This window comes from Methanocalculus pumilus (assembly GCF_055382585.1).
The window spans coordinates 1,889,587-1,916,066 of record NZ_AP042393.1 but is presented as its reverse complement, the minus strand read 5'-3'; the positions used below and the strand labels follow the sequence as shown (position 1 = coordinate 1,916,066).

The following is a 26,480-nucleotide window of genomic DNA, read 5'->3' as shown; positions in this document are numbered from 1 at the left end:
GTGGATTCCAGACTCAGGTACTGGGATCTCCGCCATGTCAGCGGAGAACATACCGGCATTGATATCGATAATGGTGAGATCGAATCAGCCGGGGTCAACTTCTTCTCAAAAGCCATCATCCGGGCACTCGGCCCACGCGGCTGGGGAATTGTCGCAGTTTCACCATTTAATCCCGATGATAAAGGAGCACTCCGTGATTACCTCCTCCGTGCCGAAAAAGCCGCCGTGGTGACTGCAGAAGATGTGGTGCTTGCGGATGCGCCCGATCGGCAACTTCTCCCGGTGCCTCCGGTGAAAGAGGACCCGACAGAGATCCCGCTCGAAGAGAAGGGAACGCTCCTGATGCAGATTACTGAAGCTGCCAAAGTACCCGGTGTATCAAACACTCGCGGCACCTATTCGGAACGCTTTGAAGAGGTTACCTTCCTCGACTCTACCGGATTCGAGGCATCCTATACGACGTGCCGGTCAGGATTCTCCGTGATGGCGATTGCAAAGCAGAATGGTGCGATGCAGATGGGGTATGTCCGCGATCACAGGATCGACGGCCTCAACCTGAGGGGCAGAACCGATGAGGGTATCAGGGCAGGTACCCGCGCGGTGGCTCTTCTGAATGCCCGTGCGGCAAAAGGAGGCAGGATGCGGGCAGTTCTTGACCCGGAACTCGGCGGTGTCTTTGCCCATGAGGCAGTCGGACATGCAAGCGAGGGGGATCTTGTGAAAGAGGGTGCTTCGGTCTTAAAAGACCAAATCGGCACTGCGATCGGGAGCCCGATCGTCACCATCATCGACGATCCGACCATGCATGCATTCGGGTTTGAGCCCGTCGATGCCGAGGGTGTTGCCGGAAAGAGAACCGCAATCATCGAAGATGGTATCCTGAAGCGGTACCTGCATTCCCGGGAAACCCTTGCAGCAGTCGGCAATGGCGATGCAGGCCATGCACGTGCAATGCCCGGCGATCTCCCGATTGTGCGGATGAGTAACACCTATATCGCCCCCGGCGATGCCCGGTACGATGAGATGATCGAGGAATGCCGGGATGGTATTCTCCTTGGCGGTTCACGCGGCGGCCAGGTGGATCCCGGCCGTGGCGTCTTCCAGTTTAATGCCGAGTTCGGGTACCTGATCGAGGGGGGCGAGCTGACAGAGATGGTCAGGGATGTCTCGCTCACCGGCGAGATCCTCTCGACCTTGCATGCGATCACCCTATGTGGGAATGATCTCAAAATGCATCCGGGATACTGCGGAAAAGGTGGACAGAGTGTCCCTGTTTCTGATGGATCTCCTCACATCCTCCTCTCTGAGGCAATCATCGGAGGTAGTGGCGATGTATAAAGAGATCGTAACTGAGATCATCGAGACAGGGCTCTCCTCTGTAGATGAGGTTGAAGTTGCCCTCCTTACCAGTGAGAGCGTCTCAATAGAGATGAAGCGCTCTGTTCCTGCTCATGCAGGTGAATCATTTGGAACAGGGCTGATCATCCGCGTAATCGATTCCGGCCGGATCGGATCATCAAGTACAAGCACCATAGCAGACTGGCGAGTCTGCCTGGATTCGGCAATTTCAAGTGCACATCTTGCAGAACCGGTACCCTGGGGCGGGCTGCCCGACCCGGTTCCCCTGAAGGGCGAATCCCTTTCATTTGACAGTGCTGTTAAAACCGATCCTGATATCGCCCTCTCATTCTGCAACAGGCTCCTTGAAGGGGCGTCTGCGTATCCTGATGCCGAAGTTGTCGGTGGTGGGGCTGGTCTCGCACTGGGATCGGTTCTTCTTGCAAACTCAAAAGGCATCTGGTATGAAGAGGATCACAGCTCCGTATCAGCATCTCTGGAGACGATTTTGGATCACTCGACCGGTTTTGAATATGATCGCTCGTTCTCCCTTGATATCGATCCATTTGAGATCGGACGAAGAGCGGCTGAACTTGCCTCGACATCCAGAAACGGGGTTCCGATTCCGACCGGGACCTATGATATCCTCCTCTCCCCGGTTGCCTTCTCGGGGCTCGTTGCCTCACTGCTTCAATCAGCAGTCAACGGGAGATCGGTCCATATGGGGAGATCGTTTCTGGCAGAGAAGCTGGGCGAAGTGATCGGAACAGAAGATCTCTCAGTAATCGACGATCCCTTCTATCCCGGTGGGCTTGGCAACTGCCGGTTCGATGCCGAAGGTGTCCCCACCCGCAAGAACATTCTCATTGAAGATGGTGTCCTGCAATCATTTGTCTATGATCTGAAGACCGCATACCGGTTTGGCAAAGAGAGTACCGGCAATGCCGAACGCGGGGGAGTTGCAGGCGGGATCTCCATTGGCCTTCATAACATGGTTTTTTCAGCTGAAACGATGCAGGAGCCGGGTGAAGGCAGCTGCATATCAATTCACGATGTGATCGGCGCACATACCGCCAACCCGCTCACCGGCGACTTCTCGGTTGAGGTTCAGAATGCTTTTATTATGGAGGATGGTATCTGCCAGCAGCCGGTCAGAAAGGCGATGATCGCCGGGAATATTTTTGAGATGCTCAGCCAGATCACAGGTATGGGCCCGACTCCGCGGCGGGTTGGATCGGTGATCGTTCCACCGGTCAGGATCAGCGGGATGCGCCTTGTCGGGTGATGCCGGGTCATGTTTGAGATCATCATTCCACTTCTGGTCATTGTGGCGCTGATCGCCACACTCTACTATTGTTTTAAGAAAGGGATGACACTGCTTGCAAATGCAGCAGCAGGTCTCATCCTCCTTTTCATCACAAATACCTTCCATCTCCTCTCTTTTCTTGGTGTTCCTGATATCCCGATCACCTGGGCGACGGTGTTGATCTGTGCGTTTGGCGGAATCCCTGGTGCCGTCATCCTTATACTCCTTGCAATCGCAGGGATCACTGTCTGACCTATGAAAGCTGCTCTTCGTGCATGGTGTGATAGCTATGAGATCCCGCTTCTTGGGATTGCTTCTGCACAAGCCTGGAAAGAACCACTCTTTCATCCTTGGATTCCGGATGCATACCACCCGGCCTCGATCCTCCCCGGCACAGAATCGGTCATTGTCATCGGCCTTCCCATTCCGCTCCCATCACTTGAATCGTCCCCCTCGGTCCAGTACCGGGAGATGTACCGAACAGTAAACGCTCTTCTCGATCAGTACACCTACCGTATTGCCATATGGCTGAACCGGGGCGGATACCAGTCTGTTCCTATCCCCCGGGATGGGTATGGCGGTATCGGGGCACTGGTGAAGAACCCGGTAGCTTTCTTCTCGCACCGGCATGCCGCATACCTTTCTGGACTTGGGACATTCGGCCTCAATAATATGCTCCTCACCCCCGAATACGGCCCACGGGTGCGGTTTGGCTCGGTCTTCACGACTGCTCAGATTAAGCCTGATTCCATCCGGACTGATGATCTCTGCACACGATGCATGGAATGTGTTGACCGATGCCCGGTCAAAGCAGTCAGCCCGGACGGCTACCCTGAGGGCCTCACCCATAAAACCGCCTGCGCCAAATACAGTGCCGGCCTCGATAAAAAAGCGATCTCCCCCTGCGGTATCTGCATCAAGGTCTGTCCCATCGGATCAGATCGCACCTTCTATGGGCGGGAGGATGTCGGGATATACCGGGAAGATGCAGCCGATAGTCCGCTCAAAAGGGCATGGGATCATATCAGATCCCATGGCACTCTCTAGAAGACGCTTGCCTCAGAATAGACGACCACATCATCGGGCTGGATCTCATATGGCTTGATCTCCCGTGAGTGCTGGGATCTCCGCATCTTCACGACTTCGACAGCAAGATGGGTGCCGGAGAGGTCGCTCGTCCTCACATACCGGAGCAGGATAACGCAGTCAACGAGATATTCTACCAGGCCGTATTTGCTTGCATAGGGGATCTGGGTATCTGTCTCGCTCGTCATCACGAAGGTACAATCTTCATCCCGCATCCTCTCGACGAACTTAAACATCTCAAGCCTCCTGCTCGCCTCATCCGGAAGCAGCCCTTCAAAGAGTGATATCGGGTCTATGACGACTCTGGATGCCTTCGTCTCCCTGATGAGGTCAGGAATATCATTTTTGATGCTGTTTACCGCAAGCGTAAAATCTGTTGGATCAAGTTTGATCAAAAAGAAGGTTTTGTCAAGGTATGCGTCAAGGTCATATCCCCGCCGCCTGATACTCTCTTTCAGCATCTCGGCCCGCTCGTCAAGGCTGATCAGGATACAGGTCTCTCCCTGCTTCAGACCTTCAAAGATAAAATTGATTGCAAATGTCGTCTTCCCGGTACCATAGGTCCCGATGATGCCGGTGACCGAGTTCTTCATCAGTCCACCGCCGAGCATCTCGTCAAGCCCTTCAATACCGAGCTTAATCCGTTGATCGGTCCTTCTACCGGGAGGAGCTCTTACGTCATCAGCACTCTCCCGTCTCGGTGGCTCCGGTATCTCTTTCTTCTCATCACGGGACGGCTCCCACTGATCTTCAGCAGGCGGTATCCACTCATCATCAGATGGAGGTTCCCACTCAGGTTCTACAGGATCTGCCTGCTGGATGATGCCTCCCATTCGTGCAGGCGGCGTTCCTGCCTGGATCGGAGGGATCTTCCGCACCGGAGGCTGTTTATCATCATCGTCAACAAGTGCCGAGAAGTCATCACTCACCTAAATCACCATCCTGATATTCTCGACATCAAACCCGGCTGTTGCACTGATCCGAACCGCAAACTTCACGAGATCACGTTCCTCAAGATACGGCATCACCCCGCGGAACTTCATGAAATACATGATCCTCTGCCTCCGCTGGCCTGATCCCTCCTCCCATTTGAAGTGGATGACCGCATCCGCACAGTCGCAGATCTCCAGTTCGCGGGACGAATCAAGAATCCCTTTGGTGAGATGGAGGTATATTGTCGAGTTCCAGGTCTTTGCGATCCGCTGCAGTCCCCTGAGGAATGCAACAAGGCTGTTCCATTTCTCCGGGCTGTAATGCAGTCCGGAGATATCGGTGATGGAGTCGATGATAATAAGGCTCTGATCTTTTCCCTCTTCCAGTACCGAAATGAGGTCGGCAAGAATACTATCATGCTCAGGCTTTTTCCGCTGCATCCGGGCGACGATGCCCCCCTCTCCATCATACCAGTTTGCAGGGACGACACTCCTGTCGAAGTATCCGCTTGAGAGATCCAGAAATGTGACGCGATCTGCGATACCGGCCGTCAGATCGCTCTTGAATGATTCGATGATCTCACTAATCACGTCTTCTTTCGTCCTGGTGATGCTGATATACCGGATATCTTCCGGAATCATTCTTCCTGCCCCGGCATTCTTCCCCATTCTGGTTAAAGCAATGAGTGAGGTGTATGCAAACTCGGCACTTCCCGCACCGATATCCGAGAGCAGAAGGATAAGGGACCCCGGTACAACTCCTCCGTCCAGGACGGGATCAAGTGAGTTGATCCCAGTTGGCATCCTGCGTGTCGTCTGATCAGCCATACTTCATCTCTCCATTCAATGAATTAAGGTTATGTAGTATCCTCATATGCATAAGCTATATCTCTTCTCCGTGTAAGGTAACCAATAGCTCAGGCGATTATTTCAGCTCAATGGGGTTTTCTATGGTGGATGGTGACGATAAGCAGCAGGAAGAACGTGATCTTTTCGAACCGGAGAGTGATCACTTCGGATCAAAGAAGAGTGAAAAAAAGAAGAAATCCGGTTTCCTCTCATTTTTGAAGAGGAGATCGGATTCTGATCGTGCTCTGCCGGTAACCAATCCCTGGGATGCTGCCCCTCTCCCGGATCCGCTACATAAACAATCCCAAAAGATCGGTGATCCAAAGCAGCCTGACATGCCTGTTGGTGATACTGATGCGCGGACACCTCCGGGTTTCTGGAACACCCCAATGGTCGGCCTGGCTGATGAGGAAGAATCTGATGCATCTGGTTCCGCAAAAGCCGGTGAGGCGCCATCATATGAAGAGACATCCGGGATGCCGGATCAGAAGAAGAGCATCCCAGCCGGGGATGATATCGCTTTGGATGAAGGGGAAGAGGAGACGCATATTCCAGAAAGGGAGCCCGATACTCATGATGAGATCCCGGAGACCCCCTCTCCAGAGGATGTACCAGAGCCACTGCATGAAGAAGAGATCCCGGCTGAGGAGAGCAAAACACCTGCTGCTGATACCGGCATCGATCTCACGCAGCCTGATGAGAAGACGCCTGATCATCCTGCTCCTTCTCTACTGAATACAGGAGAAGAATCCATGCCGGAAACAACCGGCTATCCGATAAGGACCGAATCCCAGACAGAAGAGTCGGTATTGCCGTTTGAAACAGAAGATCCCGTCTCTGCTGCCGCACCAAAGGACAAGATCCCCGAACGCCGGTCACTCCTCTCGGCCTTCCGGAAGAAGGAAGCAGACCTGGTGGTGCCGGAATATCATTATGATACTGCCGGTCCGCTTGTCACACCCCGACTTGCCGAAAATGAGGAGGAGGTTGATAGCTACTGGGTTGAGAAAGGTCTCTCGCTTGTCATGATCACCTATAACAGGGTGACCCGGCTGAAGGAGTACCACCTCTTTGAGCCAATCCTCACCCGTTTTGAATACGAACTCCTCGAACGGCTCTACGAGGATCTCCGTGATATTCTTATTATGACGGATTCGGAGATCCGGGAACAACCAGAGAAGCTCCTCTTCAGAAAGGCAGAAGCCTTAATCAGCCAGTACGGCCTCTCGCTGACACCGGAGACGACATATAAACTACGGTACTACCTGAAACGAAATTTCCTTGGTTGGTCACGGATCGATCCCCTGATGAAAGATCTTGAGATAGAGGATATCTCGTGTGATGGACATGGAATCCCCCTCTTCCTCTATCACCGTCAACATCGGAATATAAGAACCAATATCCAGTTTCCTGAACAGCAGTTAAACTCGCTGGCAATATCGCTTGCACAGCGTTCAGGCAAGCATATCTCGATCGGAAGCCCCATCCTTGATGCCACCCTCCCGGACGGCTCCCGCCTCCAGCTGACGCTTGGAACTGAGGTGACGAGCAGGGGCTCTTCTTTTACAATCCGTAAGTTCCGCCCCGAACCATTCACCCCGATCGAGCTGATGGAGAAAGGGACATTCAATGTCGATCAGCTCGTCTACTTCTGGCTTGCAATTGAGAATAACAAGAGCCTGATATATATCGGCGGGACGGCATCCGGCAAGACATCATCCTTGAATGCAATGTCCCTCTTCATCCCGCCGCTTGCAAAAGTCGTCTCGATCGAAGATACACGTGAGATCATGCTGTACCGGGAGAACTGGATTGCAAGCGTCACCCGTGAATCCCTCACCTCAGAAGGGAGCCGGAGCATCAATATGTTCGATCTCCTGAAAGCAGGCATGCGGCAGAGGCCCGAGTTTATTATTGTCGGAGAAGTGAGGGGGCCTGAGGCGCAGACCCTCTTCCAGGCAATGAATACCGGCCATACCACCTACTCTACGATGCATGCGGGAGGGGTGGATGCCACAATCCACCGTCTTGAGAGCGAACCCTTAAATGTGCCGCGAAACATGCTCCAGGCACTTAATATCATCTCGGTCCAGGGCCTGATCTTCCGAGGCTCAGAGCGGGTCAGGCGTTGCCAGGAGATCGTTGAGATCACCGGTATTGAACCGAATTCAGGGAATATTCTTGTGAACAATGTCTTTGAGTACGATCCGGTCTCAGATGAGATGCGGTACTCCGGCAGATCCCATGTCTACTCGGCCATCGCCGCCAACCGCGGATGGAGCAGGGAAGAGCTCAATGCTGAAATTGAAAGGCGGAGGCAGGTGATCCTCGCGCTCCATGAACAGGATATCAAGGATTTTAAATCCGTATCCGAGATCTTCTCGATCTTTGCCATCACCCCTGATCTCATCTTTGACCATATCGGCGATCTCAGACAGGTCCTCTCATGATACCGATGTATGAACGGTTCCGGCGGTTTTCCAGGCGCGATCCGATGCGTTTCCAAAACCTGCGGAATGATATTATATCTGCACGCCTGGGTATCACTGTTGAGCGGCTCTACTATTACGCATTCGTCTTCGGAACTGGCATAGGAGCTGCTGTTGGTATACTCTTCTATTTTATCGCAGGGGTATTTGAGCCGATCATCGTCCCCAGTGCCGCCTATGAGTTTACCCGGCAGAACCGGCTTGCAATAGCGTGGCTCTCTGATCTTCCGCTTGAAGATATCCTTTTCAGGGCAATCATCGCAGTCATCATATTTTTCATCATCTCCTATCTCACCTACCGGATCGTCCTTGCCTTCCCAGGCGTCATGAAGTCTTCCCGTGCAACCAGGATCAACCTGACCCTCCATAACGCAGTTGCATACATGTATGCGATGCGAAGGGGTGGAGCCGAACTGATAGAGATCTTCCGTTCCCTCTCAGAGAACTCACATGTCTATGGAGAAGTTGCATTGGAATTCCGGCAGGTTGTCAGGGACTGTGATCTCTTTGCCCACGATATCGTCTCTGCACTCCGCGAACTCCAGATGACAACTCCTTCAGCCAAGATGAAGGATTTCATCCAGGATCTCCTCTCCATCATCGAGAGTGGCGGCGATCTCTCCGGCTTCCTGAAGGCGAAGGTGGGCCTGTATCAGGATGAGGCAAAATTTGAACAGAAACAGTTCTTAAACACCCTATCTCTGGTTGCCGAGGGGTATGTTACGCTCTTTGTGGCAGGCCCGCTCTTTTTGATCATCGTGATGGTGGTGATGGGACTGATGGGTCCGGGTGCCCTGATGCAGCTAAATATCGTCATTTATGCCTTAATTCCGATAGGAACTGCCATTTTCATCGTCTTTATCGATATGATCTCATCCCAGCCCGAGAATGTGGAGCGGTACACCTTTATGCAGGAACTCAGGGAATATCCTGATATTGAGATCAATGAGGGAGATGAAGCCACAGAAACCGGACTGATCGCGACATTGAAAAAATATGATCGCTGGACACGGTTCCGTGAATTCGTCTCCGATCCCCTCCATTATTTCCTGATCCTCCCCCACCGCACCTTCTTCGTCTCGATTCCTGCAGGCATCATATACCTTATCTTCTGGTATTTTCAGATCCCCGATTACGGTAATTTCGAGTTTTACCTGACCGTCCTTGACGATTATGTTATCGCAACATTCCTCATCGTCTTTGTTCCTTATGCAATTGCGCAACTGATATGGAGTCGCCGGATAAGTGAGATTGAAGCATCGCTCCCTGATTTCCTCCAGAGGCTTGCAGGGATCAATGAAGTTGGCTTAACCATTGCAAAGGCTCTCTCCATACTGGTGAGGACGAATCTCGGCCTCCTCAGCTATGAGATAAAGAAGATCAAGCGTGATCTTGACTGGGGTGCAAATGTGGAGGATGCACTCGTCCGCTTTGAAGAACGTCTCTCCACACCATCCATCTCGCGTACGGTGACGCTGATCACCCGGGCAAGTGCGATGAGCGGTGAGATCGGCCAGGTACTTATGATTGCGGCAAGTGATGCCGATATGAACGAGACCCTCAAACGGGAGCGGCAGGGGGAGATGTTCCTCTATACCGCGGTCGTCTACCTTGCATTCTTCGTCTTCATCTTTGTTGTGCTTGTTATCGGGACGCAGTTTCTCCCTGTCATCGAGATGGCAGAGCCGGTCGATTCATCCATGAGCGGTGCCGGGGCTTTCTCAAGCATTGGAGGTATATCTGCCCTCACTTATGGCCGCCTCTTCTATCATGCAGTCGTCATCCAGGCGATCTGCTCAGGGCTCATTGCCGGCCTGATGGGGGAGTCATCGTTATCCGCCGGTGTGAAGCATGCCTGCATCATGGTATTTGCAGCATTTCTGATCTTTGCTCTAATCTGAACCCAGATGCGATAACCTTTAAGTGAGACCGCGTTCAATGAAAATCAGGTGATACAGAGATGTGCAGCGTTGGTGGTCCGGCAGATATAGAGATTGAAGAGGGAGTGCAGGGAAAGAGCTACATCTGCAATACCTGCGGCGAAAAGTTCGAGACCGTCGGCAAACGCCCGATGTGCCCCTCCTGCCAGTCAGAAGATGTTACTCCGGCATGATCCTCACCCCCGGTGACCGTATTGTCCTGATCAGGGGACAATCTTCTTTTCTTCTTTGTGCCCGTGCCGGCAGGAAGTTCCCTCTCATGATAGAAACCTTTGATTCCGAATATGTCCAGGGTATCCACCCTGACGATATAATCGCCGTCTCGGCACCGGAAGGGGGGGAGCTGACTCCGGCACGCTACCTTCTCGATCTGGTCCGGAGATATGATCAGCCGGTGCTGGTGCTTCCAAGGGGACACCCGGGATCGGGAAGGCTTCGGTATGTCATCTCGGCAGGGCCGAATATTTTACTCTCCTGTGAAATTGTGCGAGGCACGCATCCGGAGCAACATCTCATCTGCTCATCGGCAGAACTCGCCGGATTGGAATTGTCCGGTGAAAATGGCGTTATTCAGATTAATGGGCTTACAGATGCCTTAAAATGGGAATATCTCCTGGATAACTCTCCCGAAACAGAACAACAATTATAAGAGATACGATAAACCAATTATTCTGTTGCCGTGAGAGGAGGGTTGGATGAAAACTGAGGTTCTGAAGAGCATCAAAAAGACCGAAGAAGAGTATCGTCAGCAGGTTGAGAAGGCGAAACTTGAGCGTGAGCAGATTATCGCAAATGCCAGGTTTGAAGCCGACAATCTGGTTGCCAAGGCAACAACCGTTGCCGATGAGTACACAAAGAAGCGTCTGGCGGATGCACGAAATGACGCAGCGAAGAAACGCGCCCAGATCCTGGAGGAAGGAAAGCATCAGGCATCTATCCTCAAAGAAAAAGGCCGGAAACGGATGAATGAAGCCGTCTCGCTGCTGGTTGAGCGGTTCAAGGAGAGAGTTCATGTTACAGCCTAAGACGATGACGCGTCTGCTTATCGTAGGATCGAAAGAGCAGATGCCGTCAGCTGTGACCGAACTTTACCGTCACCACGTATACCATATCACCGATTATACCGACCAGGGGAAAGAGGGATATGAGGGCTTTCGCATCGGGCAACCGATGGAGGGTGCAACAGAACTCTCGACAGATCTGATCAAGATCCGCTCGATCGAGAGCATCTTTGGGCTCTCTCCCGATGACTACCTCGATACAAAAAAGCGTTCTTCGCGTTCGATCAAAGAGATTATAGAGCGTGAACTCCCTGCAATCGAACAGGAAGTCAGCAATCTCACGGCACAGCGATCGGCAGCAGAAGCACGTATAAAGGTGAATGAACAGCGTATCGCCGAACTTACACCTTTCTTTGGCATACCTCTTGAACTGGGACTATACAGGGGGTATGAATCGGTATCGGTGGTTGCGGGGAAAGCACCCCGTGAAATCGAGATCACTGTCCCACACGAGAAGTTTATCGCATCTGACAAGGCGAACAACACCACGGTCATCTTCTTTAAAAAAGCAGATCGTGCTGCCGTTGAACACGCACTTGCAGAAGCACAGTTTCAGCCGATCCCGATTCCAGAGGAAGAAGGATCAGTCAGAAAGGCAATCGATACCTATGAGTCCGAGATCTCTCAGCTGAAAGCGACTATTGCTGATATCGATGAGAAAATTGCTGATTTAAAAGAAAAATACGGTGATTTTCTTGCTGCCTGTGACGAAGTGCTCTCAGCTGATGTCGAACAGGCGGAAGCACCACTTCGATTTGCCACAACCGATCTCATCTTTGTCGCTGATGGATGGGTACCGGTATCTGAGGTTGAAAAACTGAAATCAGGACTTGCACAGGCGACAGGGGACAAAATCCTCGTCATGGAGGTCGAAGAGACTGATGGTCATCATGATAGCCATGATCACCCTGAGAACCAACCGCCTGTCGAGTATGACAATCCGGGTTTTGCAAAGCCAATGCAGTCGATTGTGGATATCTATTCACGGCCCCGGTACGATGAGCTTGATCCGACACTCATAGTCTCGATCATATTCCCGTTATTCTTTGGTATTATACTTGGAGATATCGGGTATGGTGCTATTCTGCTCATTCTTACTCTTGGTCTTCAAAGGGTGCTGAAGGGAGAGACTATACAGCAGCTTCTTAAAGTTCTGAGAAATGCAAGCATCTCAGCCATCATCTTCGGTTTCGTGTATGCCGAGATATTCGGAGCTCATCCAGGTGCCCTTAATATCGAGCTCTGGCACCCGCTCATCAGCCGGCATCTTTTGATCGGATCTCATGCGTATCATCAGGGAGATATTGCAGTACTGCTTGTGTTTGCGGTATGGCTTGGTATTATCCAGATGACCCTCGGCAGGATCATGGGTGTATACAACCATGCACGACACCGAAACATGCTCCATGTTATGGGTCAGGTGAGCTGGATCGCATTCATGTGGGGTGCCCTGCTTCTTATCTGGTCGATTGCGGCGATCCCGCTGATGCCCGATCTGACAATGCTTCCACCGATCGTGATGGGATTAAATATCGCCGGAATCGTTGGTGTGGTTCTTGTCCTTGCGGGTGTCATTGGTATCGGAATTGAGTCACCTCTCGAACTAATCGAACTTCCATCAGTCATCAGCCATTCGCTCTCCTATACGCGTCTGGCAGCTGTTGGCCTCTCATCAGTCGCAATTGCAATGGTGGTCAACTTTATCGCAATTGAGATGCTGATTGAGCCACAGTTTAAAGAACTGACGGCTGTTGGTATTGTTCTCATAATCATAGGGATCTTCGTTCTCCTCTTCGGGCACCTGCTCAATACGGCACTTGGTCTCCTTGGAGGAGGTCTGCAGTCCCTGAGGTTGCAGTATGTTGAGTTCTTCACCAAATTTTACAAAGGTGGTGGAGAGAAATACAATCCATTTGGAAAGAAACGTCATTTAACGGAGGATTAATAATGGTAGATTTAGGAGTCGCAGGATTAACAATTGAAATGGTAGCTGAATCGCAGATGGGATTAAAGGCACTTGGTGCCGGACTTGCAGTAGGCCTCACCGGTATCGGTGCAGGTGTTGCTGAGATGGGTATTGGATCAGCAGCTGTCGGTGCAACCGCCGAGAACAAGGATATCTTTGGTCTGGCACTTCTGCTTACCGTTATTCCCGAAACAATCGTTATCTTCGGCCTTGTTGTCTCGCTGTTGATTCTGTTCTAAATGGAGTCTACAATGGGACTAGAAGTTGTCGTTGAAGAGATCAGGGAGATAGGGCAGAAAGAAGCCACTGCTATCCGGAATGAGGCCAATGAAGAGGCCCGGCGGATCCTGGCGGCAGCAGAAGAGCGTGCAACATCGATCAAACAGGAAGCCGAGGCAGAGGTGGATCGGCAGGTTCAGCAGATGGAGGCCCAGGAGGTCTCTGCTGCGAAACTCCTTGTCAGACGTGAAGTCCTCAATGCGCAGAAAGAGCTTCTCGAAGAGGTCTTCAATGCGACAAAAGAATCCATTTCGTCACTCCCCGCCACCTTCCATGAGAAGGTGATCCGGGAGCTTCTGAAGAAGGTTGCAAAAGAGATCAAGGACGGTGTTGTATTCTGCAACATCCGCGATCAGCAGGCTGTAGAATCAGCCCTCTCTGAACTGAAGACCCTGAGCGGATACTCATTTGGTGGCATCGTCGAAATCTCCGGCGGCGTCATCGTCAAGAGTGCAGACGGACAATTAACTGTGGATCTCAGCTATCAGACCTTCCTGGACGAAGTCTGGGAATCCGGGCTGAAAGATGCCTCGGATATTCTCTTTGGATAGGAGGTATGTGCTGATGTCTGTGGTGATTGGCGGTCCGGCCCCCTATGTCTATGTCTGCACGCGTATGCGTGTACGCAAATCCAAACTGCTTCCGCGGGAAGAATATCTCCGGATGCTGAATATGAGCCTTCCCCAGATCACCCGTCTCATTGAAGAGATGGAGTACAAAAAAGAGATCGATGAGCTTGCGTCATCATTTGACGGCATCGATCTCGTCGAAGAGGCGCTCTCCTGGAACCTGGCAAAGGAATTCCAGGCAATCCTTGCGATCACCCCCGGCATTCTCAAACAGTTCACAAAATCGTACCTTCGGAGGTGGGATATCCAGAATATCCTCACCATCATCCGTGGTAAGAAACAGGGGATGTCTGCCGGAAAGATCAAAGAAGTGGTTGTTCCGGCCGGATCTCTTGATGTCCTGTTTCTGGACCGGATGATTGCAGAAGAGTCGGCAGAGCGCTCTATCGAGATGCTCAAGAACCTCCCCCTCTACTCAGTCATTGAACGCGAGTACTCAGGTGCAGTTGAAACGGGATCGTTTGGAAGGCTTGAGAACGAGCTGTACCGCCAGTTCTATGCCGATCTCATTGAAGAGGCACGGAGCGGACTGAAAGGCGGAAACCAGTTCCTTAAATCGATACAGCTTGATATCGATATCAGGAATATCAAGACGATCTTCAGGCTCAGGGGCCAGCCGGTTTCAGGTGAAGAGACAGCTGATGTCTGGATCCCTGGTGCCTCATTCTCAGTCGATGAGCTCAAACGAATCTCTCAGGTCGAGACGATCGATGAGCTTGTCGATACGCTGAGGAAGAAAGTGAAGAGTCCGGCACTCGTTGATGCACTCGAAGGACTTCGTGAAGAGAAACCCATTCATGAAGTAGAGAACTCCCTGACCAGGGCACAGCTGGACTATATGGATCGGCTCTCGAAGAGGAATCCATTCTCGATCTACCCGATCCTCGTCTACCTTGAGAAGAAGAAGTATGAAGTGACCAATCTCAGGGCGCTTGCTCGTGGAAAACAGGCAAATCTTCCGGCTGACCGGATCGAAAACTATCTGGTGATATGATGGAGATCGCAGTTATCGGAAGAGAAGAGTTCATTCTGGGTTTCAGGCTCGCCGGTCTTCAGAAGACCTATGCGGCAGAGACTCCGGAGAAACTCACGGAGGTGATTGGCCGGACATTGGAAGATCCCAATGTCGGTATCCTCGTCCTCCAGAGCACTGATATGGAACAGGTTCCAAGAAGGCTTCAGATAGCCCTTGAGAACTCGGTGAAACCGACCGTTATCTCCATTGGCGGCGAGACGGGCGGCCTCTCCCTGAGAGAGCGGATAAAGCGATCAGTGGGTGTTGATCTGTGGAAGTAAAGAAGAAATCAGGAATTCTCAAAAGAATCGCAGGACCTGTGGTCACTGCGGTGAACCTTGACGCACACATGTACGATGTGGTCAAGGTTGGTGATGAGGAGCTGATGGGTGAGGTGATCAAGATCGATGGTGATAACGTCATCATCCAGGTCTATGAAGACACCTCCGGCATCAAACCGGGTGAGCCGGTCGCAAACACGGGACTCTCACTCGCAGTTGAGCTTGGCCCCGGTCTCCTCACCAGTATCTACGATGGTATACAGCGGCCTCTTGAGGTCCTCGTCGAGAAGATGGGGAACTTCATCGAACGTGGTGTCACTGCACCTGGCCTTGACCGCTCAAAGAAGTGGGATTTCAAGCCTGTTGTGAAGGCTGGTGACCGTGTCGAGCCCGGCCAGATCATCGGTGAGGTACAGGAGACGAACAAGATGCACCGGGTCATGATCCCGCCAAATGTAGCCGGCGGTGTTGTGAAGGAGATCAAATCCGGATCATTTACTGTCGACGAGACGGTGATTGTTCTTGATGACGGATCCCAATACCCGATGATGCAGAAGTGGCCGGTTCGTGTGCCACGACCTGTGAAAGAGAAGAAGAACCCGAAGATCCCGCTGAACACCGGACAGCGTATCCTTGATGGTCTCTTCCCGATTGCAAAGGGTGGAACAGCAGCAATTCCAGGGCCATTTGGCTCAGGAAAGACGGTTACCCAGCAGCAGCTTGCAAAATGGTCTGATGCTGAGATCGTCGTCTACATCGGCTGTGGCGAGCGTGGCAACGAGATGACCGAGGTACTGACAGAGTTCCCGCATCTTGACGATCCAAAGACCGGAAAGCCCCTGATGGAGCGGACTGTTCTGATCGCCAACACCTCGAATATGCCAGTTGCTGCCCGTGAAGCATCGGTTTATACCGGTATCACCATTGCGGAGTACTTCCGTGATATGGGCTATGACGTCTCCCTGATGGCAGACTCGACCTCCCGCTGGGCAGAAGCAATGCGTGAGATCTCAAGCCGTCTTGAAGAGATGCCCGGTGAAGAAGGGTATCCCGCATACCTTGCAGCACGGCTCTCTGAGTTCTATGAGCGTGCAGGTCTTGTCGAGACGCTGGCAGGCGGTTCAGGTTCTGTCTCTGTTATCGGTGCGGTCTCCCCGCCCGGTGGTGACTTCTCCGAGCCGGTTACCCAGAACACCCTCCGTATTGTGAAGGTCTTCTGGGCACTTGATGCCAAGCTCTCGCAGCGGCGTCACTTCCCGGCTATCAACTGGCTGAACTCCTACTCGCTCTACCTTGACCAGCTTCATGACTACTATGACGAACATGTCTCACCCGAATGGAACAAGCTCCGTTCATGGGCGATGGAAGTTCTTCAGAAGGAGTCAGAGCTTCAGGAGATCGTTCAGCTCGTCGGATCCGATGCCCTGCCTGAATCGGAACAGATCACCATCGAAGTGGCACGTATGCTTCGTGAGATCTTCCTCCAGCAGAATGCATTCGATGATGTCGATACCTACTGTGACATGACCAAGCAGTTCGATATCATGAAGACGATCAAGGTCTATGCCGACTCAGCATATGCCGCACAGGCAGCCGGTGTTGCCCCTGCACAGATCATCTCTGTCAAGGCAAAGTCCGATCTCCCGCAGATCAAGTTCGTCCGCGACTACAAGCCAATGCTTGAACAGATTCTGAAAGGCATGGAATCTGAGTTCACAACACTGAGGGCAGGAGCATGAAGGAATATAAGACAGTTACAAAGATCGCAGGCCCGCTCGTCTTCGTCGAGAAGACCGAGCCGGTCGGGTACCAGGAACTGGTCAATATTGTGCTCTCCGATGGAACTGTGAAACGTGGTCAGGTTCTTGATACAAGCGATGATCTTGTTGTGGTTCAGGTCTTTGAGACGACTGCCGGTATCGGCAGGGACTCAGGCATCCGGTTCCTCGGCGAAGCGATCAAGATGCCGGTCGGAAAAGATATGCTTGGGCGTATCCTCTCAGGAGGCGGAAAGCCGATCGACGGCGGTCCCGAGATCGTTCCCGAGAAGCGGCTTGACATCACCGGTGCTGCGATCAACCCGTATGCACGTGGCAATCCAAAGGATTTCATCCAGACGGGAATCTCCACTATCGACGGTACAAACACCCTTGTCCGTGGTCAGAAGCTCCCGATCTTCTCAGGATCCGGTCTTCCGCACAATGATATTGCGCTTCAGATTGCCCGCCAGTCAAAGGTTCCGGGATCAACCGAGTCGTTCGCTGTGGTCTTTGCTGCGATGGGTATCACCAAGGAAGAAGCAAACCACTTCATGGAGGACTTCGAGCGGACCGGTGCACTTGAGCGTGCAGTTGTCTTCTTGAACCTAGCAGATGATCCTGCGGTCGAGCGTATCATCACGCCACGTCTCGCACTGACAACCGCCGAGTACCTTGCATATGAGCTTGGATACCATGTGCTCGTTATCTTAACAGACATGACCAACTACTGTGAGGCGCTCCGCCAGATCGGTGCAGCCCGTGAAGAGGTGCCTGGACGCCGTGGATATCCGGGATACATGTATACCGATCTTGCGTGCATTTACGAGCGTGCCGGTATCATCAAGGGAGTCCAGGGCTCAGTTACCCAGATTCCGATCCTGACAATGCCTGGTGACGATATCACCCACCCGATTCCTGACCTGACCGGATACATTACCGAAGGCCAGATCGTGGTCTCCCGTGAACTTCACAGGAAGGGTATCTATCCGCCAATCAACGTTCTTCCGTCGCTGTCGCGTCTGATGAACCTTGGTATCGGAGAAGGTCTGACCCGTGACGATCATAAGAAGGTCTCGGATCAGCTGTATGCAGGATATGCAGAAGGAAACGATCTCCGTGGTCTTGTCGCCATCGTCGGAAAGGATGCGCTCTCTGAACGTGACCGGCTCTTCCTTGAGGTTGCGGATTACTTCGAGGATCAGTTTGTCCGCCAGGGAATCAATGAAGACCGATCGATTGCAGATACCCTTGATGTCGGCTGGTCGCTTCTGGCAACACTGCCTGAGGAGCAGCTCGTCAGGATTGACCGTGACCTGATCAGGAAGTACCATCCGAAATACCGGAAGGAGTAACCTGCCATGGCGCTCCGCGATGTAAAGCCGACCAGATCTGAACTGATCGCCCTGAAACGGCGTATCAAGCTCTCTGAGCGCGGCTACAAGCTCCTGAAGATGAAGCGTGATGGACTCATCCTTGAGTTCTTCAAGATCCTTGAACAGGCCAAGGATACCCGTGACGAGCTTGCCCGAAAGTACGAGCGGGCGCAGGAGATGATCGCCATCGCAGATACAGTCGAAGGCGCTATCGGTGTCAAGGCGGCTGCCTTCTCAGTCGGGGATGTCCCCCGGATCGAGCTGAAGAGCAAGAACATCATGGGCGTTGTCGTACCTGAGATCCAATCATCAAGTGTACGAAAGGGCCCGACCGAGCGTGGGTATGGTATTATCGGTACCTCCTCGGTCATCGATGAGGCAGCAGATGCCTTCGAGGATCTCCTCGAGTCAATCATTCACAGTGCCGAGATCGAGACGACGATGAAGCGGCTGCTGGATGAGATCGAGAGCACCAAGCGGCGTGTGAATGCGCTGGAGTTCAAGGTGATCCCTGAACTCACCGAGGCACGCGATTTCATCAAGATGCGTCTTGATGAGATGGAGCGTGAAGAACTCTTCCGCTTAAAGAAGATCAAGGCCAGATCAGAGGCCTGATCAACCCTTTTTTTCAGGATAAAGAATGTATAACCGTAGTATGAGCCATGGTTCCTGAATATTTCAATCTCCTTCTCCAGGAACGAGGCTGTTTCGGTATCCATATATCATTCTCTCCACTCGTTGATCCTGGCTTCAACCGGCCGGTAGTAATCCCCCATGCCTTCACCGGAACACGCCTGGTGCTGATGACGGTATATCCTGCTGCTTCTGCATCCAGGATCCTCTCTTCAACAGACTCAATCCCTGGACAGGCTTCTTCCTAGAACCTCCAGAGATCTTCTGGTGGATTGGTTCTATAACTGGTATTGGAACAAATGCGCAATTAATAATGTCTTCCTCTTCATAGTGTATACATGGAGTTCGGGAGGCTCTTTCATGGTATTTGGTACATTGCAGGATGTTGAGACGAAGGGAAAGACAGTTTTCGTCAGGGTGGACTTCAACTCCCCGATGGATCCTTCATCGCAGACGATTCTTGACGATAAGCGGTTCCGTGAGCATATCCCGACGATTCTGGCTCTTGAAGATGCGAAAGTGGTGATCCTCACCCACCAGAGCCGTCCCGGCAAAAAGGATTTTACAACACTCAAATCCCATGCAGAAAAACTCGAGCGGCTTATCCGGAGGCCGGTTACGTATATTGATGATATTATCGGGAGATCCGCCCGTGAGGCGGTCTCTTCACTCCGGAATGGCGAGGTAATAATGCTTGAAAACCTCCGCTTCAATGCAGAGGAGAACCTCACGATGAAGCCTGAAGAGGCAAAGAAGACACATCTCGTCCGTATGCTTTCGGAGAGGGGTGACCTCTTCGTCAATGATGCCTTCGGCACCGCGCACCGGTCGCAACCGTCGATGGTAGGACTCCCGATGGCGATGAAGTCGGTTGCCGGACTCCTGATGGAACGCGAGGTCTTGATGCTCTCAAAGGTCTTCTCAGGTGCACCTCACCCGATCACCTTCATTCTGGGTGGTACAAAAGTGGATGACTCGATTGCAGTTGCAGAGCATGTGCTTACAAACGGAATTGCTGATCAGATCCTGGCAATAGGGGTTGTCGGGAATATCTTTCTTGCGGCATCCGGAATCGAGATCGGCCGCCCTTCCCGCCAGCTGATCGAAAGTCTTGGTTATTCCAGTGAGATCGAGAAGGCAAAGCATATCCTCTCATCATATGGTGATCAAGTGGTGATGCCGGAGTCTGTTGCCGTCCGGGAAGATGGGCAGCGGGTTGAGTATCCTGTTGATCAGATACCAGATGATGTGCCGATCCTCGATCTCGGGAGTGGCTCGATCCAATCAATGGTCTCCCTGATCCAGACACAGGGGACAATTGTCTTCAATGGTCCCGCCGGTGTTTTTGAGGATCCGGACTTTGCGATCGGCACCTATGAGCTTATCCGTGCCGCTTCAACAGTCGAGTTCTCAGTTGTTGGCGGAGGGCATACGGCGGCAGTGATCGAGAAGATGGGGCTTGAATCATCCTACTCACATCTCTCCACAGGCGGGGGCGCCTGTATCGAGTTTCTTACCGGCAAAAAACTCCCTGCGGTGGCGGCACTTGAGGCATCATGGGAGCTCTTTGGCTAAGAGCTCCCTTCGTCCTCTCACTCTTTTTGCTGCTCTATGACCTCATCGACAATTGAACTGATCTGTGCTAAAAGAAGTGGATCAAGTCCTTTCTCGGCACTCAGGTAGACTCCCTTTAAATCGAGGAGCCGGATCTTGTTGGAGATAAAATGTATGAATTTTGAGATATTTGGTGAGGAGAGGTAGATAAGGAGGGTGCTGATCGAGTCAAATATGAGTGCAGTATCTCCTTTTCTCGTCTTCAGGGCTTCCGAGATGGCAATGCCGAGTTCTGTAAGGTTTCCCGGGTTTGAGGTGAAGGTTGTGTTTGGAACTCCCGCTGGTATGGAGCCAAGCGAGTATTTGGTGATCGCATCGATGAAATAGATCTTATCCATCGGGATCCCGTTTTTTGAATAGAGTTTCGTCAAAATCGATGAGGGGATGTTTGTGGTAATGATGATACATGATTTATCTCTGGCTGTCAGGTTTGCAACAATATCCAGATTGGTCTGCTTCATCCGGGCGGGATCTGATATATAGAGGAATATCGCCGAGTCATCTGATTCTATTATATCCATCCGATTACTCCTCGTCCATAAGGAATTTCCGATATGATTGTGGGATCTCATCGAGTTCAAGTACAATCGCCTGCTGAAGTTCCCTGACATTTTCTATTACTTTCTCGGCGTGGCGTACCTGGATCATAAGGCTTGTATTGAGTTCTTCATCATCGATCTCACCTGCTGTGTGAAGATCGGTGATCTCCTCAATCGTGCGTGCGATGATCTCGATCGGGTTCTTCAAACGGAGTGCTGCTTCTGTTATGTATGCAAGGAGTGCCCGTTGCGCTTTTTTGATCTCGGTCAGATCATGCATGATAACGGCGATCCCTGTGCTGATCCCGCGTTCGTCAAGGATTGGGGAGAGTGAGAGTGAGAGTTCGATCTCTTCCCCATCTTTCCTGATCCGGCGGGTTTCGATCTCCTCAACCCGCTCTCCCCTCTGCACTTTTCGAAGATAATCCAGGTGCTGTTGCCTGAGTTTTTCCGGGATGATACGCTGGATACTCTCCCCTATCATCTCCTCAGCAGTGTATCCGAATGTCTCCTCAGCACCCTTATTCCATGAGATGACATGCCCATCAGGTGTCTCGCCGATGATCGGATCAGGTGTTGTCTCGATGACCGCTCCAAGAACAGCCCTCAGTTCGTGGATCTTTTTGATTGAGTCGATATTTGTGAGAATATGTACAGCACCGATGAACTCCCCATCATTGTCTAAGACCGGATCGACTGAAAACTGATACCAGTGAGATCCAAGATTCACTGTGTAGCTCTCACGCTTCTTTGTCTTCTTCGCCTGGATGAAGGGGCATCCGCGGATATTTGCTGGTGTATGGTGGACGATCTGATAGCAGTGTGATCCGACTATCTCTTCAAGCGGTATATTGAGAAGTGTTGCTGATGCCGGGTTGGCATGGAGGATGGTACTATCGGGTGAAAGGAAGAAGATTGGATCTTCTATTGCATTGAAGGTTCGTTTCAGAATCTCATACTCTGATATTCCTGGCTTGTTCGTATCGGTCAATCGGATCCCTCTGGTATGATTATGCATCGGATTTATATCTGATAACCCTTTGGATTGTCAGTCAGTTTGAGATAGTGGTGACAGCAGTCACTCTCCCACGCACCGTTTTTGTGATACGAAGAGGCATGCCCCCGGCGGGTGCAATCACAAGGGTGAAGCGCTCCCCGGGATAGAGTGGTTCTGGCAGGGTGATGAGGAGATCGAATGCCTCGCCTGCATGGAGGATATCATCATCATTTGCCGATCCAAACGGGAGATAGCCATACCGGGAGATGATCGCCCAGTCTCCTGGATTGAGGGGTGATGCTTTCTTCCGGGTGAGGTGCGTCTCAGTGGTGCCGGATATGATACTGATCCGGGTGTAATCCATGTCGATCGCCATATCTCCGATGATCGGTGAGATCGATACCTGTATGGCCCCTATTGCATGTTCATCAGTCTTCCGTGGCCTGATATCAAAACCTGATACGGTGCGTGGAATAGAAGAGTAGCCGACCAGATCTCCGGCCAAACGAACCGAGTCCCCGGATTCGCGAACTGCCATTGCGACAAGACCGTGCGGGGTGCCGGTGTGATGGGGGGCAATGATATGGATGAGAACGATGGTCCCTGCCACCCCTGCAAGGATGATGAGAATAACTGAGAGGACGGTGATGGCATCATCCTGCGATCTCTTCGTCATACTGTTTTGTCTCTTCCGAAATTCTTAAGGCTTCTGACATCTGTCTGGATAATTATGCAATATACCGTTGTTGACGGAGAAGACCGGGGGGATCTGGTGCTCTATGCCCTCTCCACCTGCCGCTGGTGTGCGATGACCAAAGAACTCCTCCAGAGCCTGAAGGTGAAGTTTCGGTATGTCTATGCAGATCTCCTCCCTCCAGAAGAGATTGAGGCGGCGATCAATGAAGTTGAGCGATTCAACCCTGCGGGATCGTTTCCGACGCTGGTGATCAATGGAAAAGATGCCATTATCGGGTATAAGGAAGAAGAGATTCGGAGAGTGTTTGGACGATGACATATGATCCTACAGAAGAGGAGATTGACGCTCTAGAACAGGAGCTCACAAAAGATGCTGAGAGTCATGGGTATCATTTGAGCCCTGATCGGGATGGGGTGCGGGCACTTGTCAAAGGGCTGATCGTGAATACCAAAAGGTATGGATATCCTGCCTGCCCCTGCCGCCTCTCCTTTGGAAGGAAAGAGGAGGATCTTGATATCATCTGCCCCTGTGATTACCGGGACTCTGATCTCGATGATTTTGGTGCCTGCTACTGCTCACTCTATGTAACAGAAGCGGTTCGAAGCGGCAGCGAAGAGCTGAGAGCTATCCCGGAACGCCGCCCTCCACGGAGTGAGCGGAAGAAGGCCGGATCGGGGAGTCTGGCGGGTGGTTTTTCTCTGCCGGTCTGGCGTTGCCGGGTCTGTGGATATCTCTGTGCACGGGAGAAACCGCCCGAGACCTGTCCCATCTGCAAGGTGTCAAAAGAGCGTTTTGAACGATTCGCCTGAATGTTAGTATGTCTGAACATGAAATAGCAACATTTGCTGCGGGCTGTTTCTGGGGGGTGGAGGCAGCCTTTGCGGATCTTGCCGGTGTCATATCGACCCGTGTCGGATATACCGGTGGACCCGTTGACAACCCGACATATGAGGAGGTATGTACCGGGAGAACCGGACAAGCAGAGGCAGTCGAAGTGACATATGATCCGGCTCTTGTCACGTACGATCACCTGCTGATCTGTTTCTGGTCCCTCCATGACCCAACGACAAAGGATCGGCAGGGGCCGGATATCGGGAGCCAGTACCGCTCTGCCATCTTCACCCATTCCAAAGAGCAGGAGGAGAAAGCGACAGCGTCGCGGGAACGTATGGATCGATCCGGGAGGTTTGGCAGGCCGATCGTGACAGAAATTCTGCCTGCCGCTCACTTCTGGCCAGCTGAAGAGTACCACCAGCAGTACTTCAGGAAGCATGGGCATTCCTGCGGGATCGGGTTAAAAGCCGATCACACTCTCCTCCTCCTTATTCCTTCTCTCTAACAGGCTCAGCCGTAGCCCCGGCAAGGATTGCCATTGCAGGGATGACCAGGTGCCGGGAGCCGATCTCAATAAACCACTCCGGACCACCCATCCCAAAGAGAGCGACCATCACAACAAGGTCAAGTGCCCAGTTGATCAAAAGCCAGGAAATGCCGATAGTTGCCCCGGCAGTAAGCCAGTTCGTGCCAGAAGGGAGGCTTCTCAGGTACAGGTATATGAGTAGTGCGCCTGTTGCGGCACCTGAGATGATCATCAGGCTTTTGAAGGCGAATATTCCGATAGTGAGTGTTTCCGTCCGGCCCATACAGGAAGAGTGAGATTCTGATGGGGATGAGCCAGGTGAGGATTCCATAGAGGATGAGGCGGAGGTGTGTCTGCCTGGAATGGTGTTTGGAGGGGATCGATAGTGAGGGTTGTGGTCTCGGATTGGAGGTATGGAGAGAGATCACCTCTTTGGGATGATGAGGCGGACTATTTATAATCCGTGCATCTTATAAGAGTGTATGGAGGGTGAATAAACGAATATGAAAGAACCCGTTTTACGAGAATTATACCTGAAAAATATCCTCTCATTTGGTCCGGATACCGAACCTATCCCTTTATCTTCACTGAATGTTCTTATTGGGCCAAATGGCTCCGGGAAGTCCAATCTTATCGAAGCAATCAGCCTGCTTGCGGCTGCTCCAAAGGATCTCTCAGCTCCGGTCAGGGAGACAGGTGGTGTCAGAGACTGGTTATGGAAGGGTGCAACAAGCCCGACAGCCACTATTGAAGCAACAGTTTCCCTACCTGATCATCCCAGGATGCCTATTCGCCATAGCATATCATTTCGGGAACATGGACGCCGGTTTGAAGTGACAGCTGAGCGAATCGAGACAAATGAACCCTATTCTGGATATAATGAACCGTACTATTACTATCGGAATGATGCAGGATTTATCCGGCTAAAGGGAAGAGCCAGATCCGAATCGATGCAGGTCTCTGAAGTTGATGGTGGAGATGTGCGCGAGCTTCCCCGAGATACAATAGATCCTGAACGATCAGTTCTCTCTCAGGTAAAAGATCCCTATTATTACCCTGTTCTGACTGCTCTGACAGATTTATATGGCGGATTTCATATATATCGTGACTGGACGTTTGGACGTTATACTCCTCTACGCCAGCCACAAAAGACCGACCTGCCATCACAATACCTGACTGCTGGTAGTGAAAACCTTGCTCTGATCCTGAATAAACTTGAATTAAATGATAAAAACGTAATTCTTGCGGCCCTTAATGCTCTGTATCCCGAGATCGATGATTATCATGTTCAGATTGTCGATGGAGGCGGTGTACAGGTGTACCTGAAAGAAGGATCAATTGACATCCCTGCAACAAGGCTATCGGATGGAACTCTCAGGTACCTCTGTCTCCTTGCTATTCTCTGTCATCCCAATCCCCCACCACTCATCTGTATTGAAGAACCCGAGCTTGGTCTGCATCCTGATGTTCTCCCGACACTTGCGGATTTACTGGTGTCTGCATCAACGAGATGCCAGTTGATCGTGACCACCCATTCTGAGATTCTGGTTGATGCGCTTACTGATACTCCTGAGTCTGTAATCGTCTGTGAGAAGAGAGATAAAGGTACAAAAATGCAGAGACTAAAACAAGATGATCTGAAAGAATGGCTTGAACGCTATAGTCTTGGTGACCTCTGGATTAAGGGAGAGATCGGAGGGAAACGCTGGTGAGTGTCAAAATCTATCTTGAAGGGGGAGGCGGGAGGCAGGATTCAAAGGCTCTGAAGATAAAGTGTCAGGAAGGCTTCAATAGATTATTCAGAAAAATGGGGTATTCAGGCAGGATGCCAAGGTTAGTGGCCTGTGGCAGTCGTAATAGCACATATACTGATTTTACAATAGGATTACAAGAGCCCCGTTTGGATTATGTTGCTATGCTGATTGATAGCGAAGATCCGGTGAAGAATCCAGAAAAACCCTGGGAACACCTTAAGGGACGTGATGATTGGGATAGGCCTGATTGTTCGGATGACGAGAATGTCCTCCTGATGACTACCTGTATGGAGACGTGGATCACTTCAGATCGTGATACTCTGAAGGAGTATTACAGGAGGCGCGGAACCCTTCAGGAATCTGCTCTTCCGCCCCTCTCAGGGATTGAGGGGCGAAATCGCCATGACATACAGGATCAACTGATGCAGGCCACACGAAATACTACCCAACCATATTCAAAGGGCAAAGTGTCTTTTGACTTGGTAGGGGAGCTCAATCCCGAGGTTCTCAAAGATCATCTTGTGGCGTTCCAAAGAATGAAGCGTATTCTGGATGAGAAACTATCCCCTTGAGAGAGTGACG

Annotated in this window: 30 protein-coding genes; 24 read left to right on the top strand and 6 right to left on the bottom strand. The window is 51.6% G+C overall.

Annotated elements, in window-relative coordinates:
* The 4 genes from ACZ44I_RS10170 to ACZ44I_RS10155 are packed head-to-tail and all read left to right on the top strand — an operon-like array spanning position 1 to position 3,691.
* The gene (locus ACZ44I_RS10170) at positions 1-1,338 is read left to right on the top strand and encodes a TldD/PmbA family protein (RefSeq protein WP_464550250.1); all 1,338 of its coding nucleotides are present in this window, start codon (positions 1-3) and stop codon (positions 1,336-1,338) included.
* Entirely contained in the window at positions 1,331-2,623 is a 1,293-nt protein-coding gene (locus ACZ44I_RS10165; RefSeq protein ID WP_464550252.1) for a TldD/PmbA family protein, read from the top strand. The genes ACZ44I_RS10170 and ACZ44I_RS10165 overlap by 8 nt, the downstream gene beginning before the upstream one ends.
* Before the next feature lie 9 nt (positions 2,624-2,632).
* Entirely contained in the window at positions 2,633-2,896 is a 264-nt protein-coding gene (locus tag ACZ44I_RS10160) for a pro-sigmaK processing inhibitor BofA family protein (RefSeq protein WP_464550254.1), read from the top strand.
* 3 nt (positions 2,897-2,899) lie between these two features.
* Positions 2,900-3,691: a 4Fe-4S binding protein gene (locus tag ACZ44I_RS10155; protein WP_464550256.1), complete on the top strand. Its 792-nt coding sequence runs from the start codon at positions 2,900-2,902 to the stop codon at positions 3,689-3,691.
* Here ACZ44I_RS10155 and ACZ44I_RS10150 read toward each other — a convergent pair.
* A complete protein-coding gene (locus tag ACZ44I_RS10150) occupies positions 3,688-4,659 on the bottom strand; it encodes a KaiC domain-containing protein (protein ID WP_464550258.1) in 972 nt (323 codons plus the stop codon). The two genes, ACZ44I_RS10155 and ACZ44I_RS10150, sit on opposite strands and share 4 nt — an antisense overlap.
* Entirely contained in the window at positions 4,660-5,490 is an 831-nt protein-coding gene (locus tag ACZ44I_RS10145) for an RAD55 family ATPase (protein ID WP_464550260.1), read from the bottom strand.
* Between the two features lie 122 nt (positions 5,491-5,612).
* Between ACZ44I_RS10145 and ACZ44I_RS10140 the strand changes: the two genes are divergently transcribed.
* The 15 genes from ACZ44I_RS10140 to ACZ44I_RS10070 all read left to right on the top strand — a co-directional run bounded on the left by ACZ44I_RS10140 (position 5,613) and on the right by ACZ44I_RS10070 (position 20,512).
* On the top strand, positions 5,613-7,961 hold the full coding sequence (locus tag ACZ44I_RS10140; protein ID WP_464550262.1) for a type II/IV secretion system ATPase subunit: 2,349 nt from the start codon (positions 5,613-5,615) through the stop codon (positions 7,959-7,961).
* Positions 7,958-9,901 carry a type II secretion system F family protein gene (locus ACZ44I_RS10135; protein WP_464550264.1) on the top strand — a complete coding sequence of 648 codons (1,944 nt, stop codon included), beginning with the start codon at positions 7,958-7,960 and terminating at the stop codon, positions 9,899-9,901. The genes ACZ44I_RS10140 and ACZ44I_RS10135 overlap by 4 nt, the downstream gene beginning before the upstream one ends.
* Positions 9,902-9,960: 59 nt before the next feature.
* Positions 9,961-10,113, top strand: coding sequence for a hypothetical protein (locus ACZ44I_RS10130; protein WP_464550266.1), 153 nt, complete (start codon positions 9,961-9,963; stop codon positions 10,111-10,113).
* Complete coding sequence (locus ACZ44I_RS10125) at positions 10,110-10,589, top strand: alpha/beta hydrolase (RefSeq protein WP_464550268.1); 480 nt, start codon at positions 10,110-10,112, stop codon at positions 10,587-10,589. Before ACZ44I_RS10130 ends, ACZ44I_RS10125 begins: the two co-directional genes overlap by 4 nt.
* Before the next feature lie 46 nt (positions 10,590-10,635).
* Positions 10,636-10,965 carry an ATPase gene (locus tag ACZ44I_RS10120; protein ID WP_464550270.1) on the top strand — a complete coding sequence of 110 codons (330 nt, stop codon included), beginning with the start codon at positions 10,636-10,638 and terminating at the stop codon, positions 10,963-10,965.
* Positions 10,952-12,946: a V-type ATP synthase subunit I gene (locus tag ACZ44I_RS10115; protein ID WP_464550272.1), complete on the top strand. Its 1,995-nt coding sequence runs from the start codon at positions 10,952-10,954 to the stop codon at positions 12,944-12,946. Before ACZ44I_RS10120 ends, ACZ44I_RS10115 begins: the two co-directional genes overlap by 14 nt.
* A 2-nt stretch (positions 12,947-12,948) precedes the next feature.
* Positions 12,949-13,206, top strand: a complete 258-nt coding sequence (locus tag ACZ44I_RS10110; RefSeq protein ID WP_464550274.1) for an ATPase — start codon at positions 12,949-12,951, stop codon at positions 13,204-13,206.
* A 12-nt stretch (positions 13,207-13,218) separates the two neighbouring features.
* Positions 13,219-13,797 carry a V-type ATP synthase subunit E family protein gene (locus ACZ44I_RS10105; protein ID WP_464550276.1) on the top strand — a complete coding sequence of 193 codons (579 nt, stop codon included), beginning with the start codon at positions 13,219-13,221 and terminating at the stop codon, positions 13,795-13,797.
* A gap of 13 nt (positions 13,798-13,810) precedes the next feature.
* Positions 13,811-14,869, top strand: a complete 1,059-nt coding sequence (locus ACZ44I_RS10100) for a V-type ATP synthase subunit C (RefSeq protein ID WP_464550278.1) — start codon at positions 13,811-13,813, stop codon at positions 14,867-14,869.
* Positions 14,869-15,171 carry a V-type ATP synthase subunit F gene (locus ACZ44I_RS10095; RefSeq protein WP_255332733.1) on the top strand — a complete coding sequence of 101 codons (303 nt, stop codon included), beginning with the start codon at positions 14,869-14,871 and terminating at the stop codon, positions 15,169-15,171. Before ACZ44I_RS10100 ends, ACZ44I_RS10095 begins: the two co-directional genes overlap by 1 nt.
* The gene (locus tag ACZ44I_RS10090; protein WP_464550280.1) at positions 15,162-16,910 is read left to right on the top strand and encodes an ATP synthase subunit A; all 1,749 of its coding nucleotides are present in this window, start codon (positions 15,162-15,164) and stop codon (positions 16,908-16,910) included. Before ACZ44I_RS10095 ends, ACZ44I_RS10090 begins: the two co-directional genes overlap by 10 nt.
* Positions 16,907-18,283: an ATP synthase subunit B gene (locus ACZ44I_RS10085; RefSeq protein ID WP_464550282.1), complete on the top strand. Its 1,377-nt coding sequence runs from the start codon at positions 16,907-16,909 to the stop codon at positions 18,281-18,283. The genes ACZ44I_RS10090 and ACZ44I_RS10085 overlap by 4 nt, the downstream gene beginning before the upstream one ends.
* 6 nt (positions 18,284-18,289) lie before the next feature.
* A complete protein-coding gene (locus ACZ44I_RS10080; protein ID WP_460371843.1) occupies positions 18,290-18,919 on the top strand; it encodes a V-type ATP synthase subunit D in 630 nt (209 codons plus the stop codon).
* A gap of 47 nt (positions 18,920-18,966) precedes the next feature.
* Positions 18,967-19,185 (top strand): hypothetical protein, encoded by a 219-nt coding sequence (locus ACZ44I_RS10075; protein ID WP_464550284.1) that lies wholly within the window; start codon positions 18,967-18,969, stop codon positions 19,183-19,185.
* A 112-nt stretch (positions 19,186-19,297) separates the two neighbouring features.
* On the top strand, positions 19,298-20,512 hold the full coding sequence (locus tag ACZ44I_RS10070) for a phosphoglycerate kinase (protein WP_464550286.1): 1,215 nt from the start codon (positions 19,298-19,300) through the stop codon (positions 20,510-20,512).
* A 17-nt stretch (positions 20,513-20,529) separates the two neighbouring features.
* Here the strand turns inward: ACZ44I_RS10070 and ACZ44I_RS10065 are convergent, their stop codons facing one another.
* The 3 genes from ACZ44I_RS10065 to ACZ44I_RS10055 form a co-directional block, all read right to left on the bottom strand.
* A complete protein-coding gene (locus ACZ44I_RS10065; RefSeq protein ID WP_464550288.1) occupies positions 20,530-21,072 on the bottom strand; it encodes a DUF7504 family protein in 543 nt (180 codons plus the stop codon).
* Positions 21,073-21,076: 4 nt separating this feature from the next.
* Entirely contained in the window at positions 21,077-22,081 is a 1,005-nt protein-coding gene (locus ACZ44I_RS10060; protein ID WP_464550290.1) for a PAS domain-containing protein, read from the bottom strand.
* A 61-nt stretch (positions 22,082-22,142) separates the two neighbouring features.
* Positions 22,143-22,763: a hypothetical protein gene (locus tag ACZ44I_RS10055; protein WP_464550292.1), complete on the bottom strand. Its 621-nt coding sequence runs from the start codon at positions 22,761-22,763 to the stop codon at positions 22,143-22,145.
* A gap of 54 nt (positions 22,764-22,817) precedes the next feature.
* On the opposite strand from ACZ44I_RS10055, the gene ACZ44I_RS10050 reads away from it, so the two are divergent.
* Genes ACZ44I_RS10050 through msrA form a run of 3 tightly spaced genes read left to right on the top strand, consistent with a single transcriptional unit; the run spans position 22,818 to position 24,123 of the window.
* Positions 22,818-23,099 carry a glutaredoxin family protein gene (locus ACZ44I_RS10050; RefSeq protein ID WP_464550294.1) on the top strand — a complete coding sequence of 94 codons (282 nt, stop codon included), beginning with the start codon at positions 22,818-22,820 and terminating at the stop codon, positions 23,097-23,099.
* On the top strand, positions 23,096-23,593 hold the full coding sequence (locus ACZ44I_RS10045) for a ferredoxin-thioredoxin reductase catalytic domain-containing protein (RefSeq protein ID WP_464550296.1): 498 nt from the start codon (positions 23,096-23,098) through the stop codon (positions 23,591-23,593). The genes ACZ44I_RS10050 and ACZ44I_RS10045 overlap by 4 nt, the downstream gene beginning before the upstream one ends.
* An 8-nt stretch (positions 23,594-23,601) precedes the next feature.
* On the top strand, positions 23,602-24,123 hold the full coding sequence (gene msrA / locus ACZ44I_RS10040; protein WP_464550298.1) for a peptide-methionine (S)-S-oxide reductase MsrA: 522 nt from the start codon (positions 23,602-23,604) through the stop codon (positions 24,121-24,123).
* On the opposite strand, the gene ACZ44I_RS10035 is transcribed toward msrA, so the two are convergent.
* Positions 24,107-24,427 (bottom strand): hypothetical protein, encoded by a 321-nt coding sequence (locus ACZ44I_RS10035; RefSeq protein ID WP_464550300.1) that lies wholly within the window; start codon positions 24,425-24,427, stop codon positions 24,107-24,109. The two genes, msrA and ACZ44I_RS10035, sit on opposite strands and share 17 nt — an antisense overlap.
* Positions 24,428-24,647: 220 nt before the next feature.
* On the opposite strand from ACZ44I_RS10035, the gene ACZ44I_RS10030 reads away from it, so the two are divergent.
* Both ACZ44I_RS10030 and ACZ44I_RS10025 read left to right on the top strand, forming a co-directional pair.
* Positions 24,648-25,856, top strand: a complete 1,209-nt coding sequence (locus ACZ44I_RS10030) for an AAA family ATPase (RefSeq protein ID WP_464550302.1) — start codon at positions 24,648-24,650, stop codon at positions 25,854-25,856.
* The gene (locus ACZ44I_RS10025) at positions 25,853-26,470 is read left to right on the top strand and encodes a DUF4276 family protein (protein ID WP_464550304.1); all 618 of its coding nucleotides are present in this window, start codon (positions 25,853-25,855) and stop codon (positions 26,468-26,470) included. The genes ACZ44I_RS10030 and ACZ44I_RS10025 overlap by 4 nt, the downstream gene beginning before the upstream one ends.
* The last annotated feature ends 10 nt before the right edge of the window (positions 26,471-26,480 follow it).

Excerpts from the sequence above, each read along its gene's own strand:
- ACZ44I_RS10120 (WP_464550270.1), top strand. The coding sequence starts at position 10,636 with ATGAAAACTGAGGTTCTGAAGAGCATCAAAAAGACCGAAGAAGAGTAT.
- ACZ44I_RS10030 (WP_464550302.1), top strand. The coding sequence starts at position 24,648 with ATGAAAGAACCCGTTTTACGAGAATTATACCTGAAAAATATCCTCTCA.
- ACZ44I_RS10155 (WP_464550256.1), top strand. The coding sequence starts at position 2,900 with ATGAAAGCTGCTCTTCGTGCATGGTGTGATAGCTATGAGATCCCGCTT.
- ACZ44I_RS10130 (WP_464550266.1), top strand. The coding sequence starts at position 9,961 with ATGTGCAGCGTTGGTGGTCCGGCAGATATAGAGATTGAAGAGGGAGTG.
- ACZ44I_RS10045 (WP_464550296.1), top strand. The coding sequence starts at position 23,096 with ATGACATATGATCCTACAGAAGAGGAGATTGACGCTCTAGAACAGGAG.
- ACZ44I_RS10115 (WP_464550272.1), top strand. The coding sequence starts at position 10,952 with ATGTTACAGCCTAAGACGATGACGCGTCTGCTTATCGTAGGATCGAAA.
- ACZ44I_RS10100 (WP_464550278.1), top strand. The coding sequence starts at position 13,811 with ATGTCTGTGGTGATTGGCGGTCCGGCCCCCTATGTCTATGTCTGCACG.
- ACZ44I_RS10145 (WP_464550260.1), bottom strand. The coding sequence starts at position 5,490 with ATGGCTGATCAGACGACACGCAGGATGCCAACTGGGATCAACTCACTT.
- ACZ44I_RS10085 (WP_464550282.1), top strand. The coding sequence starts at position 16,907 with ATGAAGGAATATAAGACAGTTACAAAGATCGCAGGCCCGCTCGTCTTC.
- ACZ44I_RS10075 (WP_464550284.1), top strand. The coding sequence starts at position 18,967 with ATGGTTCCTGAATATTTCAATCTCCTTCTCCAGGAACGAGGCTGTTTC.
- ACZ44I_RS10050 (WP_464550294.1), top strand. The coding sequence starts at position 22,818 with ATGCAATATACCGTTGTTGACGGAGAAGACCGGGGGGATCTGGTGCTC.
- ACZ44I_RS10165 (WP_464550252.1), top strand. The coding sequence starts at position 1,331 with ATGTATAAAGAGATCGTAACTGAGATCATCGAGACAGGGCTCTCCTCT.
- ACZ44I_RS10055 (WP_464550292.1), bottom strand. The coding sequence starts at position 22,763 with ATGACGAAGAGATCGCAGGATGATGCCATCACCGTCCTCTCAGTTATT.
- ACZ44I_RS10125 (WP_464550268.1), top strand. The coding sequence starts at position 10,110 with ATGATCCTCACCCCCGGTGACCGTATTGTCCTGATCAGGGGACAATCT.
- ACZ44I_RS10095 (WP_255332733.1), top strand. The coding sequence starts at position 14,869 with ATGGAGATCGCAGTTATCGGAAGAGAAGAGTTCATTCTGGGTTTCAGG.
- ACZ44I_RS10140 (WP_464550262.1), top strand. The coding sequence starts at position 5,613 with ATGGTGGATGGTGACGATAAGCAGCAGGAAGAACGTGATCTTTTCGAA.
- msrA (WP_464550298.1), top strand. The coding sequence starts at position 23,602 with ATGTCTGAACATGAAATAGCAACATTTGCTGCGGGCTGTTTCTGGGGG.
- ACZ44I_RS10110 (WP_464550274.1), top strand. The coding sequence starts at position 12,949 with ATGGTAGATTTAGGAGTCGCAGGATTAACAATTGAAATGGTAGCTGAA.
- ACZ44I_RS10105 (WP_464550276.1), top strand. The coding sequence starts at position 13,219 with ATGGGACTAGAAGTTGTCGTTGAAGAGATCAGGGAGATAGGGCAGAAA.
- ACZ44I_RS10035 (WP_464550300.1), bottom strand. The coding sequence starts at position 24,427 with ATGGGCCGGACGGAAACACTCACTATCGGAATATTCGCCTTCAAAAGC.
- ACZ44I_RS10080 (WP_460371843.1), top strand. The coding sequence starts at position 18,290 with ATGGCGCTCCGCGATGTAAAGCCGACCAGATCTGAACTGATCGCCCTG.
- ACZ44I_RS10135 (WP_464550264.1), top strand. The coding sequence starts at position 7,958 with ATGATACCGATGTATGAACGGTTCCGGCGGTTTTCCAGGCGCGATCCG.
- ACZ44I_RS10065 (WP_464550288.1), bottom strand. The coding sequence starts at position 21,072 with ATGGATATAATAGAATCAGATGACTCGGCGATATTCCTCTATATATCA.
- ACZ44I_RS10160 (WP_464550254.1), top strand. The coding sequence starts at position 2,633 with ATGTTTGAGATCATCATTCCACTTCTGGTCATTGTGGCGCTGATCGCC.
- ACZ44I_RS10070 (WP_464550286.1), top strand. The coding sequence starts at position 19,298 with ATGGTATTTGGTACATTGCAGGATGTTGAGACGAAGGGAAAGACAGTT.